Annotated in this window: 16 protein-coding genes; 9 read left to right on the top strand and 7 right to left on the bottom strand. The window is 63.1% G+C overall.

Annotated elements, in window-relative coordinates; all coding sequences use genetic code 11:
* Positions 1–141 precede the first annotated feature (141 nt).
* Entirely contained in the window at positions 142–657 is a 516-nt protein-coding gene (locus P6U28_RS07930; RefSeq protein WP_122404118.1) for a YcgN family cysteine cluster protein, read from the bottom strand.
* A 292-nt stretch (positions 658–949) separates the two neighbouring features.
* Between P6U28_RS07930 and P6U28_RS07925 the strand changes: the two genes are divergently transcribed.
* From P6U28_RS07925 to P6U28_RS07915, 3 genes are read left to right on the top strand one after another with little or no spacing between them, the layout of a single operon-like run.
* Positions 950–3229 carry a transglycosylase domain-containing protein gene (locus P6U28_RS07925; protein WP_122404119.1) on the top strand — a complete coding sequence of 760 codons (2280 nt, stop codon included), beginning with the start codon at positions 950–952 and terminating at the stop codon, positions 3227–3229.
* 9 nt (positions 3230–3238) lie between these two features.
* Positions 3239–3817, top strand: coding sequence for a DUF1214 domain-containing protein (locus tag P6U28_RS07920; protein ID WP_122404120.1), 579 nt, complete (start codon positions 3239–3241; stop codon positions 3815–3817).
* On the top strand, positions 3814–4398 hold the full coding sequence (locus P6U28_RS07915; RefSeq protein WP_122404121.1) for a DUF1254 domain-containing protein: 585 nt from the start codon (positions 3814–3816) through the stop codon (positions 4396–4398). The genes P6U28_RS07920 and P6U28_RS07915 overlap by 4 nt, the downstream gene beginning before the upstream one ends.
* Before the next feature lie 595 nt (positions 4399–4993).
* Here the strand turns inward: P6U28_RS07915 and P6U28_RS07910 are convergent.
* Positions 4994–6301, bottom strand: coding sequence for an MATE family efflux transporter (locus P6U28_RS07910; protein ID WP_407122015.1), 1308 nt, complete (start codon positions 6299–6301; stop codon positions 4994–4996).
* A 126-nt stretch (positions 6302–6427) separates the two neighbouring features.
* Here P6U28_RS07910 and P6U28_RS07905 point away from each other — a divergent pair, with 126 nt between their 5' ends.
* Together P6U28_RS07905 and P6U28_RS07900 are read left to right on the top strand one after the other, a co-directional pair.
* On the top strand, positions 6428–7396 hold the full coding sequence (locus P6U28_RS07905) for an MFS transporter (protein ID WP_407122013.1): 969 nt from the start codon (positions 6428–6430) through the stop codon (positions 7394–7396).
* A 110-nt stretch (positions 7397–7506) separates the two neighbouring features.
* Positions 7507–8013, top strand: coding sequence for a hypothetical protein (locus P6U28_RS07900; protein ID WP_209294332.1), 507 nt, complete (start codon positions 7507–7509; stop codon positions 8011–8013).
* A 108-nt stretch (positions 8014–8121) separates the two neighbouring features.
* On the opposite strand, the gene P6U28_RS07895 is transcribed toward P6U28_RS07900, so the two are convergent.
* Positions 8122–8688: a hypothetical protein gene (locus tag P6U28_RS07895; RefSeq protein ID WP_122404126.1), complete on the bottom strand. Its 567-nt coding sequence runs from the start codon at positions 8686–8688 to the stop codon at positions 8122–8124.
* A 22-nt stretch (positions 8689–8710) separates the two neighbouring features.
* A complete protein-coding gene (locus P6U28_RS07890) occupies positions 8711–10312 on the bottom strand; it encodes a hypothetical protein (RefSeq protein WP_122404127.1) in 1602 nt (533 codons plus the stop codon).
* Between the two features lie 426 nt (positions 10313–10738).
* Between P6U28_RS07890 and P6U28_RS07885 the strand changes: the two genes are divergently transcribed.
* The 4 genes from P6U28_RS07885 (at position 10739) to arsC (ending at position 12775) form a co-directional block, all read left to right on the top strand.
* Positions 10739–11143 carry a GFA family protein gene (locus tag P6U28_RS07885; protein WP_122404128.1) on the top strand — a complete coding sequence of 135 codons (405 nt, stop codon included), beginning with the start codon at positions 10739–10741 and terminating at the stop codon, positions 11141–11143.
* A gap of 164 nt (positions 11144–11307) precedes the next feature.
* Complete coding sequence (locus P6U28_RS07880) at positions 11308–11667, top strand: helix-turn-helix transcriptional regulator (protein ID WP_122404129.1); 360 nt, start codon at positions 11308–11310, stop codon at positions 11665–11667.
* The gene (locus P6U28_RS07875; RefSeq protein WP_122404130.1) at positions 11667–12368 is read left to right on the top strand and encodes an MIP/aquaporin family protein; all 702 of its coding nucleotides are present in this window, start codon (positions 11667–11669) and stop codon (positions 12366–12368) included. Before P6U28_RS07880 ends, P6U28_RS07875 begins: the two co-directional genes overlap by 1 nt.
* Complete coding sequence (gene arsC / locus P6U28_RS07870) at positions 12365–12775, top strand: arsenate reductase (glutaredoxin) (protein WP_122404131.1); 411 nt, start codon at positions 12365–12367, stop codon at positions 12773–12775. Before P6U28_RS07875 ends, arsC begins: the two co-directional genes overlap by 4 nt.
* Before the next feature lie 186 nt (positions 12776–12961).
* Here arsC and P6U28_RS07865 read toward each other — a convergent pair whose 3' ends face one another.
* From P6U28_RS07865 to P6U28_RS07855, 3 genes are all read right to left on the bottom strand, one after another.
* Entirely contained in the window at positions 12962–13279 is a 318-nt protein-coding gene (locus P6U28_RS07865) for a hypothetical protein (protein WP_181956122.1), read from the bottom strand.
* A 221-nt stretch (positions 13280–13500) separates the two neighbouring features.
* Complete coding sequence (locus tag P6U28_RS07860; RefSeq protein ID WP_122404132.1) at positions 13501–14388, bottom strand: DUF1259 domain-containing protein; 888 nt, start codon at positions 14386–14388, stop codon at positions 13501–13503.
* 42 nt (positions 14389–14430) lie between these two features.
* Entirely contained in the window at positions 14431–14664 is a 234-nt protein-coding gene (locus P6U28_RS07855) for a hypothetical protein (protein ID WP_122404133.1), read from the bottom strand.
* Between the last annotated feature and the right edge of the window lie 108 nt (positions 14665–14772).

Genomic DNA, 14772 nt, shown 5'->3' with positions numbered 1-14772 from the left:
ATGTGGCGGCGCAACGCCGCGAAGGAATCGTTCTATGCAGCGCAATGTAGACAGCAAAGCTTTTCCCAGGCAGGCACCGCGGCGCATGGGTGCATCCCGCCCCGGGGCCATCCCGAAGACGTGATCCGATCGCGCGGCGGATCAGTCCTTCGGGCGTCGCTTCAGGCGGGCCCGTTTCGGCAAGGTCGCCGGCCATTGCACGATGTGGTCCTCGAGCTCCTCGTCCGGGACCTCTTCCTCGCTGCCCTCCACCCGGCCGCGCACGGAGACGCCGGCTTCATGCACGGTGTTGGGATCGCCCGACACCAGCGGATGCCACCAATAGAGGTCGCGCCCCTCCGCGACGAGCTTGTAGCCGCAGCTCGGCGGCAGCCAGTTCAGGGTGCGGACATTGGCCGGGGTCAGGCGGACGCAGTCCGGAACCTTGTCGGAACGATTCGGATAGTCCTTGCAGGCGCAGCTGGCACCATCGAGCAGCTTGCAGCCGATATGGGTGAAATAGATATGCCCGGTGTCCTCGTCCTCGAGCTTGTTCAGGCAGCAGCGACCGCAGCCGTCGCACAGGCTCTCCCATTCGTCCCCAGACATCTCTTCCAACGTCTTGGTTTTCCAGAAGAATCCTTCCTGGCCGGAAGGTCGTTTGGGAGCTGCGGTCATACGCCTCAACAACAATTCGAAAGAGCTACGGCAACCCCATCTAGGGCGCGCGGCGGCAAGGGTGCAAGCGAGGCCCCTTTGAAGCCCGTAAAGAACCGGGGTCAATTGGACCTGTTGTTCAAAATCCCGAGCGTGACCATTGGTTTATAGGCCCCGCTCGGCTAGAAGAAAAAGCAAGTCCCTCGGATGCTGGCCGGGCGCCTTGGGTTTGCCGCAACATTCCCGCAAGACGTCTCGATGCCGCCCCGGCCGGGTGCTTGAACGCTTTCGAAGCAAGCCTCAAGGGTTCTAGGTGCGCCAGATCATACCACCGCATTGGAAGCAGAGGGTCCGGAATTTCTTCCTCGACCTCGATGCGCGCATCGACTCCTCGCTGTTTTCCTCGGCCAAGGGCATCCGCGAGCTCTACGAGCGCTACTCGACCTTCATGGACCGCTTCTATGTCGGGCGCTGGAAGCGCTGGGTGTTCATCGAGCCGCTGTCTGAGGCGGCAACCCTCGGGCTCGGCGGCCTGGTCGTGATGCTCACCCTCGCCATTCCCGCCTTCCGCGAGACCGCGGACGAGGACTGGCTGAAGAAGTCCGACCTCGCGGTGACGTTCCTCGACCGCTACGGCAGCCCGATCGGCAGCCGCGGCATCAAGCACAACGACTCGATCCCGCTGGAAGATTTCCCCGACGTTCTGATCAAGGCGACGCTGGCGACCGAGGACCGCCGCTTCTACGAGCATTTCGGCATCGACATCGCCGGCACCGCGCGCGCGCTCGTCACCAACGCCCAGGCCGGCGGCGTGCGCCAGGGCGGCTCCTCGATCACCCAGCAGCTCGCCAAGAACCTGTTCCTGAGCAACGAGCGCACCATCGAGCGCAAGGTCAACGAAGCCTTCCTCGCGGTCTGGCTGGAATGGCGCCTGACCAAGAACGAGATCCTCAAGCTTTATCTCGACCGCGCCTATATGGGCGGCGGCACCTTCGGCGTCGACGGCGCGGCGCATTTCTACTTCAACAAGTCGGCGCGCGACGTCACGCTGGCGGAAGCGGCGATGCTCGCCGGCCTGTTCAAGGCGCCGACGAAATACGCCCCGCACATCAACCTGCCCGCCGCCCGCGCCCGCGCCAACGTCGTGCTCGACAACCTCGTCGATGCCGGCTTCATGACCGAGGGCCAGGTGTTCGGCGCCCGCCGCAACCCGGCCTTCGCCGTCGACCGCCGCGACGAGGCATCGCCGAACTATTATCTCGACTATGCCTTCGACGAGATGCGCAAGCTGGTCGACACCTTCCCGAAGTCCTACACCGAGCGCGTCTTCGTGGTCCGCACCGCGATTGACACCAACGTGCAGAAGGCCGCCGAAGACGCGATCGAGAACCAGCTGCGCCAGTTCGGCCGCGATTATCACGCAACGCAAGCGGCGACCGTCGTCGCCGACCTCGATGGCGGCATCCGCGCCATGGTCGGCGGCCGCGACTATGGCGCCAGCCAGTTCAACCGCGCCACCGACGCCTATCGCCAGCCCGGCTCGTCGTTCAAGCCTTACGTCTACACCACGGCGCTCTTGAACGGCTTCACGCCCAACTCGATCGTGGTCGACGGCCCGGTCTGCATCGGCAATTGGTGCCCGCAGAACTATGGCCATTCCTATTCCGGCTCGGTGACGCTGACGCAGGCGATCACGCGCTCGATCAATGTCGTACCGGTGAAGCTGTCGATCGAGATCGGCCGGCGGGAGCAGCCGAAGGCGCCGAACCCGGCCAAGGTCGGCCGCGCCAAGATCGTCGAAGTCGCCCGCCGCTTCGGCATCAAGGCGCCGTTGCCCGACACGCCGTCGCTGCCGATCGGCTCGGACGAAGTCACCGTGCTCGAGCATGCCGTCGCCTACGCGACCTTCCCGAACCGCGGCAAGGCGGTGACGCCGCATACAGTGCTGGAGGTGCGTACCGGCGCCGGCGATCTCGTCTGGCGGTGGGATCGCGACGGCCCGAAGCCGAAGCAGGCGATTCCGCCGAACATCGCCGCCGACATGGCGGGCATGATGAGCCACGTCGTCAGCGAAGGCACCGCGCGACGCGCGGCGCTCGACGGCATTCCGACTGCGGGCAAGACCGGCACCACCAATGCGTATCGCGACGCCTGGTTCGTCGGCTACACCGGCAATTTCACCTGCGCGGTGTGGTACGGCAACGACGACTATTCGCCGACCAACCGCATGACCGGTGGCTCGCTGCCGGCGCAGACCTGGCACGACATCATGGTCGCCGCGCATCAGGGCGTCGAGGTCCGGGAGATCCCCGGCATCGGCATGGGTCAGAAGCTGCCGCCGCAGCCTGTGAGCAACGCGCAAGCCAATGCGGCGCCGAAGGTGCTGGAGACCAAGCCCGGCCCGCCGCCGGTACTGACCAAGCGCGGCGCCGACATCCTTGTGCGCGTCGAGAAGCTGCTTGATGATGCGGCCAAGACTGCGAACAAATCGACGGCAAATGACAGCAAGCCGGCCTCGTCGACGAGCGCGCTCGCCTTCCCGCAGAATTATGCGGAAGAGAATGCCAACGCATCCGCTCCGCGCAAGAACTGATCGAAACCCGTGCGGCTGATCCTGATCACATTGACGGCGCTTCTCCTCGCGACGGTGGTCGGCTTGGGTGCGACCTGGATGACGACGACGCGCGGCACCGAGATCGGCGCACTGACCATCGGCGCCTGGACGGCGCGGCCGCGCACCGGCACTGCCGACGTCGACCCCTATTCGCGTGCCACCATCGTTCGCAACGGCGAGCTGCCGATCGGCACCGGCGACGGCGTCGCCTTCACCGCCACCACCGACGACCAGAAGAAGGCGCTCGACGGCCGCTGTGACGTCGTCGTCTCCGGCGTGACGCCGCCGGCGCGGTTCTGGACGCTGACGCTGTACGACCGCAAGGGCCATCTCGTCGCCAACTCGCTTGCCCGCTACGGCTTCACCAGCCAGGAGATCGTGCGCTCCTCCGACGGCTCGTTCGAGATCCGCATCGCCTCGCGCTCGCGCGCCGGCAACTGGCTGCCGACCGGCGGCATCGAGCGCTACGCGCTGATGCTGCGCCTCTACGACACGCCGGTCGGCGTTGCGACGCGCACCCAGCGCGATGCGCCGATGCCGAGCATCACCACGGTGGGCTGCTCATGATCCGGCTCGCGTTCACCATCATCGCCGGCGTGGTGCTGGGCCTCGTGGTCCATCTCGTCAGCGTGCTGGCGCTGCCGCGGATCGCCACGCAGGATGCCTATTCGCGGCTGACGCCGATGACGAAGGTGAACGCCGTCACCCAGCTTCCCCTCGCCGACCCCAACAATTCGCCGATGCCGTTCATGGACCCGGCCTTTGCGCTGGCGATCTGCCGCTATGACCTCTCGGGCGGGCCGATCAAGCTCACCGTGCCGGTGAGCCAGGCCTACACCTCGGTGTCGTTCTACACCCGTAACGAGATCGCCTACTACGCCATCAACGACCGCTCGGCCGGCAAGAAGGTGATCGAGCTCGACCTGATGACGGAAGCGCAGCACAACGAGCTGCCCGAGGACGAAGAGGTCACCGCAGCCGACCGCCTGATCATCGACTCTCCCAGCACCACCGGCCTGATCCTGATGAAGGCACTCGCCCCGGAGCCCAGCCTGATGCAGCAGGCGCAAGCAACGCTTGCAGCTGCGACCTGCGCGCCGCAGACCGAGCCGCCGGCCAAGGCCGAGACGCCGCGCGGCCGCCGTTGAGCGCTGCCATATCGGCAGTGCAAGACAAAAACTGCGAAAACAACCCCATGCACAGTAGCGGGGGCATTGAAATCATTACGTTCTTCGGTCGGCGATGACGAAGCCACCGGACGGACGTGTACGCTCCCTTTGACTCGTCGGGCAAAACAGGGGCATACTGGCATCATCGAGAGTTCGTCACACCCGCGCGGAGCAATCCGTCGCGGGTGTTTTCATTTGGGAGCACGGAGCATAGTCAGCAGCAGGTCATAATGTGAAGGAGCGTTGCGATGCTCGTTAGTTCGCTCCATTTGCGCTCTGTTTCCTTCAGATTGTTTGTCGCTTCGAAGCGACTAAGTCGCTTCTAGCTACGCAGATGTCTTTCTCAGTCATCACTTGAATGGCGTAATCTTCGTGGTGGTAGACCGAACGAGAAGCGATTGAACTCGCCTTTCCGAGTAGACGCGGCAAGCCTCCCTGCTCTAACCGCATGGGGGCATGCTTCATCGTGCCAAGCCAGTCCGATCGGTATCTTTGCGGAAAGCGGACAGTGAATGTCATTGCAACTGCGGTAGAGCCAGGAGTAGCCTCAGGCCCTTGATACCGTTCTCCGACTCTAGAATGCGACACGCGACACGTCATTCTCGCGAGCTCGTGGTTGCCCTATCTTTTGACCTAAGCCTCTGTAGCAGGCGACTAACACGACTCCGCGGGTGATGAAAAACAGGATGAAAGCGATCCACAAACCTTCGTTGCCTAACGGACCTACGAGCAACCGTTGCAGAACGACAAAAACTAAGGCTCCTGCGGCTGCCCCCCAAAGCATTGGCTTAGCGGAAGTTGCCCCGATGAATATCCCGTCAAATTGATAGCTCCACACCGCTAGCACTGGCCACAAAGCGACGAGGTGGAGCTGCCGCTCAGCCGCGGCAAGCACCCCCTCGACGTTGGTAAATGCTGCCACGATCGCTCCTCCACCGATACCGTAGACAAGCGTCATGGCCATCGCGACCACAAAAGACCAGAACGCCGTTCGCGCCGACCAGAAATGAAAGAGAGCACGGTCGCCGGCCCCCGTGGCCTCGCCGATCAAGGTTTGGGTCGCGCTGCTCATCCCAACGATCGCTAGCGTGGCCACAAAGACCAGTTGGAGCAAAACGTGGTTCGCGGCCAACACCTCATCACCCAAGCGTGCGCCACAAACTGACATCATCGCAAACACGATCTGGACGCACAAAGTTCGCATAAAAAGGAAAGTGTTGACTGTCGCTTGCTCGCGGAAATGCGCCAGGTGCCAGAACCCGGCGCGCCGAACGGTGGCTGCCGAACGGGCGGGACGAATTAGCCGCACCAACCACGCAACCCCTGCCGCTGCGGCGCCCCATTCGGCAATCAAGTTACCGGTAGCCGCACCAGCAACCCCCCATCCCAGCCCGACGACAAAAGTCACAGTAAGCAAGGTATTTAGAGCATTCAGGATAAGATCGAGGCCCAATGAAATTCGCGCCCGTTGAGTACCGATCAGAAAGCCTTCAATTGACATGCTCATGAAGATTGCAGGCGCGCTCAGCATCCGAATTCCGAGATAGGTACTGGCAGCTTCGGCTGCTTCCGGCGACGGATTCCAGACACGCACGGTCAGTTCCCGAAGTACGGGAGATAGAAGAGCTACCAGGAGCCCCAATCCAGCGGCCATGACGAGGGAGCGCATTGTAACTTCGATAATCTGCCGACGCCGACCGAATCCAAAGGATTGGGCCACAAAACCAACGGTGCTCATATAGAGGAAGCTGAACAACACATAGAGGTTGATCATAAAGAACGTGCCGACTGCCAGGCCCGCCAACGGAGCTTCACTGCCAAGGTGACCGATCGCCCAGATATCGACGATTCCGACTAAAGCGCCCGATATGTTGGCCAGCATGGCAGGCCCAGCAACACGCCAGATCCTTCTATCGGCTTCCCGCTTAGGATTAGTCTGTATCAATGCAAGCCCAGCAGTCATAGTCTGCCACTTCCCCATCATCTACACGTCCCAGTTGCCGCATAGATGAGCCCTTCACACCGGCTATGGTCAAGCGCCGCAACAGTAACGAGCCCCTCCATTGGGCCCCACGCTCGGCGGCATTGTCTCGTCCTGGCTCGGGTGGCGTTGGATATTCCTGGCGAATATTCCGGCTTGCGTCTTAGTGGCCTGGGGCATCCCCCATCTTGTTGGCGAAGCAAAGGAGCCTTCACCTCGTCCGCTCGACTTCGTCGGGATGATCATCCTGACAGCTGCCCTCTTCGTGCTGATAGAGGCTCTTCTCTACGGTCGGACTGCAAGGATGACGCTCGTGGTCGGCTGTGGCATTGCACTCGTGCTATTTTTCGTCTTCGCGCTTCAACAAAGAAGGCGTGCGCAGCCCATCTTCGACCCAGTCGTCTTTTGCGTCCCGCGATGGTTGGGATTGCTGTGCTTCTCGCCGCGGTTTCGATCGGGTACTGGGCCATGCTCGTCTACCTGCCGCCGTTTCTCAGCGCGTCCCTTGGCGTGAGCGCCGACACGGGCGGCATCGTCATGTTGGCGGCAACCTTGCCAATGTTGTTCGTGCCACCGCTCGGGGGCAGAATTGTACCCGCGCTCGGATGGCGATGGTATTTCACATTGGCTCTCGCGATCATGACCATCGGGAGCGCAGGTTTCGTTGCGGCGCTGACAGCCAACGGCACCCCAAATCAATGGCCAGTGATATTGGCTATGATTGTCGTCGGACTCGGCGCCGCCCTGGCACATCCTCAGTTGTCCGGTGTCGTCGTTGCCTTGGTTCCTAGTGAGCAAGCCGGCATGGCATCGGCGGTGACCATCGTCATGCGACAAGCGGGCTTTGCCGTCGGTATCGCGGCGTTTGGAGCGCTACTGAGTTCCTCGGATCGAGCTGTGGCATACTTCTGGCCCTTCGTGGGCACTGGCTTGGCGTGCGCATTGGGAACGCTGGCAGCCGTGATTTTGCTTCCACCGCGCCTTCCGGAAAGCTAGCGGAGCCGGCTTGTGGAGGTCGGCTAATGGTCTGCGATCTGCTGCGTATCATTTCCGGCGTGAGACCCTCGGCTGTCGATCAAACACATCCGAGGACGCCCTTATGTCACATGAATACGGTCTGGACCGTAGAAGCCGAAGTCGGCGTTGTTGACGAGCACATCGACCCCGTCCAACTCACGCAGGATGGCATCGACCGTCGCCGGATCACGGCCTCATTCGAAATATCCATTCGCAGAGATCTCGCTTTGCGCAGTCGATACTGTCGTGGGTGTGGATGGTGCCGATTCCTTGGCGAAAGCGGCGCGGCACCAGCTTGGAACAAGTCGCTTGCCCACGCCGTTTCCTCAACTGGAGAGGAAACACAGATGAAAACAGCAACGCTTACTTTGGCGATCTTACTGGCCTGCTCGACCGGCTATGCCTCGGCCCATAGCGCCAAACGCCATCACCACCACGGGTGGTTCAATTCGATGAACATGATGCACGGCCCCGGCCGGACCGCCGCCAGAACCGACCCGAATGGGACGGCCGGCGGGCCGACGAGCGTCAGCGGCACCGGCCCGTCAAAGTTCGGGGGGCAAATCCCCGGGGCCAGCGGCGCGGCACGACAGTAGTTTCTGCGAATTGCAGTCTCAACGTACGCTTGGGCTTGTCCCAGGCGTAGTCGTGGCAGCTCGATCAGAATGCGGTTCTCGGGGCGACGGAAGCCGAATTGCCTTGCGTCATAACCCAAGCGCGATCTCGGCCCATTTCAACATGCGGTCGCTATTGAGGAACGCCAGCACCGCCGGCTCCAGTGACGCGGGCGCGCCCTGTCCAACCAAGGCCGTCGCGGCCACCATGTCGCAGCGCTGATTGAAGGCGAGTGAGAGCGCGGCATTGCGATGTCCCTCGATGCGATAAGCCCGGCTGCGGCCGCGCATCGCACCGACGACGATCTCTCGGCCGGCAGCGATTGGCGTTGCCTTGCCGATCAGCGCCAGGTCGCCCATTTGCTCGAGGTCGCCATCGTCGGCGATGCCGGTGGCGCAATTGCAGAAGCCGAGCTTGGCGCGAACGTAGAGCTGGACCTCGCCGCCGCAATCCTCGGCCTTGCAGCGGAACGCCTTTCCTTTCCCCCAGGGATCTGCGGCGAAAGGCCAGTCGGTTTCCGTCCACACCGGGCGGACATCGCCGGACGCCGCTGTTGTGCGGGCCGGTTCGCCGGATCGCGATATCCAGAACGCAGCGGCTGCGCAGAGCAGTGCGGCGGCTGCGCTGATCGCAATAAATTTGCTTGTCAGGCGCATGGCAGCTGTCGCGGCACTTCTACTAATTCTGAGCCATGAACTTTCGCGCCGCCGCGAGGTCCTCCCGCGAGGAGTCGCCATTGCGCGCCATGTCGACGACTTTCGCGTAGTACTGGCGTGCCTTCACCGCATCACCCGCCTTCTCGGCGGCGCGAGCGGCGCCGATCGTCGCGCCGAAGCGGTTCGGCTCCTTGCGCATGGTGCTTTCGAACGCGGCCAATGCTTCTGTCGCCATGCCGCGCTCGAGCAGCATGGTTCCGTAAAGCTCGCGTGCCGGGGCAAGCGGTCCCGGCGTCACGATGGATTTTTCGGTCTTGTCTTCGGCATCGGCGGCAAGGCGCATCGCTTCCAACGCCTCCGCCTGTTTCCCTTGGGCATTGAGCTGCCAGGCCGTGGCGACCTGCCGCTGAATGTCGACGATCTCGGCCCAATAGGCGTCCTTGTCCTGCTGCAGCTTGTCGCGCAGCTCCGCCAGCTTGGCGATATCAGCCGTTGCTGCGTCTGCATTGCCGGAGCGCGCGGCGCCAAGGGCGCGGGCGAAACAGGTGATCGCATCGACATAGGCAAATCGGCTCGGCTCGACCTTCAGCGCGGCGGCGCCCTGCCAATCACCGCGCTCGACCATATAGCGCGCCTGGCTGGCCGCTATCGCGTAGGGACCGGCGCGCACGGAAGGTGCATAGCCCGTGGTCGCAACCATGTCCGCGATGACGTCGCGGGCTCGGCTGTCCTGCGCAAGCTGGAGCAGGGCGTAGACCATATAGTCGTCGGCATGCAGCTGCTCGCTGGGATCCTTGCCCTCCTTGGCAGCCTTGGCGGAACGGCTATTGGCCTCGATGGATTCGTTCCAGTAGCCGACGCGCGTGAAGATGTGCGACGGCATATGCAAAGCGTGCGGCGCCGCCGGCGCGATCTCGGAATACCGCTTGGCGGCGTCGAGGCCTTTCTCGGCAATCGCCGGATAGTCGTAGAGGTGGATCAGATAATGGGCGACGCCGGGGTGCCGTGGCTGCCGCTTGAAGATCGGCTCCAGGATGGCCGCGCCCTTGAGCTGGTTGGCATAGGTCTTGTCGTTTGGTGAGGCCGTGACATTCAGCGTGATGGCGTAGGCGATCTGCGCCTCGTCATCGTCGGGATAGCGCGCGGCGACGGCTTCGGTTGCCTTGAGATAGGCCTGCGCGCGCTGGCCAAACGTCGTCTTTTCGTCGCCCGAATAGAACGCCAGCAGCGCGTCGATATAGTCACGTTCGCGTTCGCTCTTGGCGCCGAGTGCCTTGGCCTTCTGCAGCGCCGCGAGGCCCTCGGCGAGGTTTTCCTTCGGGGCGGGAAAATGCGGGTTGTACAGCAGGCTCAGGGCAATGCCCCAATAGGCGATCGCGCAGTCGGGATCGGCCTGCAATGTCTCCTCGAAAATCTCTTTCGCGGGCCGGTACCAGAACGAGTGCTGATAGCGCATCCCGCGGTCAAAGCGGCGCTGCGCCACCTCGTTGCAGGAGGTCTGGAAGTGGACCTTGCCAAACTGCTGGTCGGTCCCGTCCTCCGCGCGTGCCGCAGGTGTGGCGGAGATCGAGCCCAGGGTCGCGATGGCGAGAAGAGAGACGGTTCTCAAGGCGAGCGCGCGCATGGGCCCCTCCGTTTCTGTTCAGAATAATTTGGTCGGATGGCGCCGACAAAGGCCGAAGCGCCGAAGTTCGTCGTGCTGAAATGGGCGATGACAATTGCGTGTTGGAAGGATTTGCTCATTCGCGATGCGAGTCAATAGGAGCGTTAGGGAAGCACGCCTGTCAGGCTCCATCCGCCCGTGTGCGAAATCGTATCCTGACCGGCATTGGCCGAAACGCAGCCGTGCGGCACAGCGCGTCGTCGGGACTCATTCAAGCTCGGGCGCGCGGAACTGCGGCGCCTCCCTGCATTTCCCGCGGTCTGGGTGGCTCCGATGGCAGGAGCTGTCAGGCGACAGATGGACGCAATCGCAAATCACTCGCCGCGTTGCAGTCGCAAATGTCGTGAGCTATCGATTTGAAAAACCGATCTTGAATCGGAGGTACGCATGAGCACCATCACCGGCGGCTGTCACTGCGGCGCAATCCGTTATGAGGTCCAGGGCGACGCGATGGTCCACGCGCTGTGCCACTGCCGCGATTGCCGGCTCCACGCCGGCGCCCCAGTCGTCGGCTGGACGATGTACGCGGAGGATGCCGTCAAGGTGACGAAGGGCGAGCCGAAGGTGTACCGGTCTTCGGAACATGTCCGGCGGCACTTTTGCGCCGACTGCGGAACCGGCCTGTTCTATTTCAACGCCAGCATGCCTGGTATCGTCGACATCCAGAGCGCGACTTACGATGATCCCGAGGCCGTGCCTGTGACGATGCAGATCCAGGTCGCCGAGCGGCTGCGCTGGATGAAGCGGGCGCACGAACTGCCGGCATTCGACCGCTTTCCTCCGCAACCGTAGCGGCCGAAGATGACGCCGGCTCTTTTGCGGTCTTCCCGGGATTGGCAAGGCTCGTGGCGCCGCGCAGGGTTCTGAGCCGATCGGCTGCGAACCGATAAAGCGCATGAATGGCCGGACCGGATCTCCGGTTGACGCGGCGCCCATAGTTCCGTAACTCCAGATATATGGAAATAGAGAAAGCTGTCCTGGCACTCGCCGCGCTGTCCCAACCCACCCGTCTGGAGGCGTTCCGGACGCTGGTCAGACACGAGCCTGAAGGTCTTGCGGCCGGCGACCTCGCGCGCCTGCTGGAAGTCCCGCAAAACACGCTGTCGGCGCATTTGTCGATACTGAGCCGCGCCCGCCTCGTGTCTTCGGAGCGGCACAGCCGCTCGATCATCTATCGCGCCAGTCTCGGCGAATTTCGTGATGTTGCCGTCTTCCTGCTGCGCGATTGCTGCGGCGGCCGGCCGGAAGTTTGCGAGCCTGTCGTCGAGACCCTGCAATCGTGCTGCTCACCGAAACCCAGAGGGCGAGCCCGCTGATGGACAATTTCGCTCTCTCGCGGCGCCTCGCCGCCGAAGCGCTCGGCACGGGCATTCTCGTCGCCACCGTGGTCGGCTCCGGCATCATGGCGGAAACGCTGACCAAGGACGTCGCCCTTGCCCTGCTCTGCAATAGCTTGCCGACCGGCGCCATTCTGGTTGTCCTGATCACGGTGCTCGGCCCGGTCTCAGGCGCACACTTCAATCCCGCCGTGACACTGGTCTTCACCGGCAAGCGCGAGCTGCCGGCGAACGAGGCTGCGCTCTATGTCATCGCGCAAATCGCCGGCGGCATCGCGGGGACGGTGGCGGCGCATCTGATGTTCGCCCTGCCCCTGCTCGACCTCTCGACGAAAATTCGAACCGGAAGGCCGCAATGGTTCGCCGAAGCGGTGGCCGCCTTCGGGCTGGTTGCGACGATCCTGGCCGGCATCCGGTTTCAGCGGACGGCAGTGCCTTGGCTGGTGGGCCTCTATATCACCGCGGCCTATTGGTTCACGGCCTCCACCTCGTTCGCCAATCCGGCCGTGGCCATTGCGAGGTCGCTGACAAACACGTTCTCCGGCATCCGTCCCGCCGACCTGCCCGGCTTCATCCTTGCCGAGCTGTGCGGCGCCTTCGCCGGCATGCTGCTGATGAACTGGCTGCTCGGACGCTCACGCGCGTCCGCCTCAGTCGCAATCACGGAGACAACCCGATGACCGTCACCATTTATCACAACCACGCCTGCGGCACCTCGCGCAACACGCTGGCGATGATCCGGCAGAGCGGCACCGAGCCCGTCGTCGTCGAATATCTCAAGACGCCGCCGTCGCGGGACAAGCTCAAGGAGCTGATCGCGACAATGGGCATTCCGGTCCGCGCGCTGCTGCGTGAGAAAGGGACACCCTATAAGGAGCTCGGCCTGGATGACCCAAAATGGACGGACGACCAACTGCTCGATTTCATGGTCGCCCATCCCATTCTCATCAACCGTCCGATCGTGGTGACGCCGAAGGGCACGCGCTTGTGCCGGCCGTCGGAAGCCGTGATCGATCTCCTGGACAATCCTGTCGGCCGCTTCGTCAAGGAAGACGGCGAAGTGGTCGAACCGCGCGGACGAAACTAAGCGACTTTCGGGACAGGCAGGTCGACCACCCCGGCACCACCGACTTGATGCGAATGTTTCGGAATTGCACCTTCGAACCATCATGATGGTCAAATGGATGCGCGCTCCGCTCTGATCCAACGAATGGATCCTTGAACTTGTCCGCACCACAGCGAGCGCCTGCGATTGTGCGGGACGGCTATCGACTCACTGCCGCTCACGATCGTCAGGATGAGTCCGCCAATCTCGACCCACTGTTTGATGATCCTGCCCGGACGGCTCAGCTCGCCCCATGTGCTCGGCTTCGTTGCCACCTTGCGCTTTCCAGTCACGGCCAATCTGGACGTCTTCGGCATCTCTCTTGTCCTGCCCCCGGGTCTGCTCGGCCTGCCGTGGCGTTTGATCCGGCAGCACCGGAGCGGCGGCCGGACCTGGCTGAGCCGGGGCCTTCTCCAATTCGGCGGCAAGCGAAGGACCAACAGTACAGGACAGCAGAACTGCCGTTGTCATTGCAAGAACGCGCATGGTTTCCTCCTCGGTTCGACGAAAGGGTCAGACCAGCACCCGAGTTCAGAAGCGATCGCAACCCCTGGCGCTGCACGGGACAACGCTCGAATAAGGCGCCTTGCTCCACGCCCATGCACTGAATTGATGCTCTGAATGACTTCGACTCCGTAAAGCACGCGCCTCGCTCGACGAGCATCATCGTCTGCAGCTCCCCTCCCTCGTAGCTCCCTCCCCTGAGCTCAACTCTTGGTGCTGGCCGTCTTGTCCAGCGCCGCACGCACGCCGCTCGCGAGCTTGATCGCATCGTCGTTGGCCCAGAAATGCATGAAGAACAGGCGCGGCTGCTCGTCCAGCATGTGGCTGTGCAACGCCGTCACGGCGATGCCATGCGATCGCAGCGCCTTGATCACCGGGTTGACCTCGTCGCCGGTCAGCACGAAGTCGCCGGTGATGGCCGCCTTGCCCGCGCCGGTCGGCTGGAAGTTGATGGCGGTCGCAACCCCCAGCGGCCCGACCGGGCTCAGCTGCATTCCCTGCTCGGTGACGGGATCACGGCGGGGCACGTTGAACTGGTAGACGCCGCCATTGGCCTGTCCCTTGACGCCGATGATCTGGTCGAGCTGCGCGGTGTCGAGATCGACGGCAGACGGCGGGGCCGCGGGAGCCGGCACGGAGAGCGGCGTCTTGCTTTCGGCGAGCGCCTCCTTGAGAGCCGTCGCGATCCTGACGGAATCGCCGTGTCCGGCCACGTGCATGTAGAACGTCGCAGGGCTCGCGCCGAGCAGATGGTTGTGCACGGCCGTGATCTCCAGCCCGTTCGCGATCATCTTCGTCATGACCGGGCTGATCTCGGATTCGAGCAGCACCAGATCGCCCATCGCCATGACGCCTCCATGGGCCGGCTTGAACGCGACCCAGCCGCCGAGCGCCAGCGCCGGCTTGATGGTCACGCCATCGAGCGTCACCGTGAGGTCGGTGCGGGGAAAACCGTAGCGATGCACATCGCCGGTGACGGCCGGCTTACGGCCGAGCGCGTCATCGACTTTCTGCCAGTCGACATCCTGTGCATGAGCGGTCGCGATGAAGCAGGCGCCGATGGCCATCAGCGCCGAGATTGTCTTGCGCATTGATCTCTTCCCTTGAGCTTGAATTCGGTTTCCGGAGCCGTCTCAGTTCCGCTCCTTGATCTGGCCGCTACTGTCGACGACGAGCCGCACCTGCTTGCCGTTCTTGATCGCCTTGGCGGTCGTTCCCTCGGCGGTCGACTTGATGTCGCTGACCTCGGTGTAGCCAGCCGCCTTGATCCTGGCGATGAGTTCGTCCTGGGTCAGCGCGCGTGCGGCCGAAGCGCCGCCCGTCAGCGCCAGAATGAGGAAAGCGTGGAGGATTGTCCGTGTGCGCATGGTCGTTCTCCTGTGTCCCCGCCCCAGGTGAAGTCCGTTTCGCAAGGTTACGCATCGAGAAGTCCGGCGCGCCGCGCCGGACTGACGAGCCGAAATGATGTGTTGGAT

The organism is Bradyrhizobium sp. STM 3561 (genome assembly GCF_045571455.1).
GTDB lineage: Bacteria > Pseudomonadota > Alphaproteobacteria > Rhizobiales > Xanthobacteraceae > Bradyrhizobium > Bradyrhizobium vignae.
This window is presented reverse-complemented; position numbering and strand designations above follow the sequence as displayed.

What these genes read in the sequence shown, in the direction of transcription:
- P6U28_RS07890 (WP_122404127.1), bottom strand. Translation starts at nt 10,312, where the DNA reads ATGCGCGCGCTCGCCTTGAGAACCGTCTCTCTTCTCGCCATCGCGACC.
- P6U28_RS07930 (WP_122404118.1), bottom strand. Translation starts at nt 657, where the DNA reads ATGACCGCAGCTCCCAAACGACCTTCCGGCCAGGAAGGATTCTTCTGG.
- P6U28_RS07875 (WP_122404130.1), top strand. Translation starts at nt 11,667, where the DNA reads ATGGACAATTTCGCTCTCTCGCGGCGCCTCGCCGCCGAAGCGCTCGGC.
- P6U28_RS07865 (WP_181956122.1), bottom strand. Translation starts at nt 13,279, where the DNA reads ATGCGCGTTCTTGCAATGACAACGGCAGTTCTGCTGTCCTGTACTGTT.
- P6U28_RS07905 (WP_407122013.1), top strand. Translation starts at nt 6,428, where the DNA reads ATGAGCCCTTCACACCGGCTATGGTCAAGCGCCGCAACAGTAACGAGC.
- P6U28_RS07910 (WP_407122015.1), bottom strand. Translation starts at nt 6,301, where the DNA reads ATGCTGGCCAACATATCGGGCGCTTTAGTCGGAATCGTCGATATCTGG.
- P6U28_RS07895 (WP_122404126.1), bottom strand. Translation starts at nt 8,688, where the DNA reads ATGCGCCTGACAAGCAAATTTATTGCGATCAGCGCAGCCGCCGCACTG.
- P6U28_RS07880 (WP_122404129.1), top strand. Translation starts at nt 11,308, where the DNA reads ATGGAAATAGAGAAAGCTGTCCTGGCACTCGCCGCGCTGTCCCAACCC.
- P6U28_RS07915 (WP_122404121.1), top strand. Translation starts at nt 3,814, where the DNA reads ATGATCCGGCTCGCGTTCACCATCATCGCCGGCGTGGTGCTGGGCCTC.
- P6U28_RS07855 (WP_122404133.1), bottom strand. Translation starts at nt 14,664, where the DNA reads ATGCGCACACGGACAATCCTCCACGCTTTCCTCATTCTGGCGCTGACG.
- P6U28_RS07885 (WP_122404128.1), top strand. Translation starts at nt 10,739, where the DNA reads ATGAGCACCATCACCGGCGGCTGTCACTGCGGCGCAATCCGTTATGAG.
- arsC (WP_122404131.1), top strand. Translation starts at nt 12,365, where the DNA reads ATGACCGTCACCATTTATCACAACCACGCCTGCGGCACCTCGCGCAAC.
- P6U28_RS07860 (WP_122404132.1), bottom strand. Translation starts at nt 14,388, where the DNA reads ATGCGCAAGACAATCTCGGCGCTGATGGCCATCGGCGCCTGCTTCATC.
- P6U28_RS07900 (WP_209294332.1), top strand. Translation starts at nt 7,507, where the DNA reads ATGAATACGGTCTGGACCGTAGAAGCCGAAGTCGGCGTTGTTGACGAG.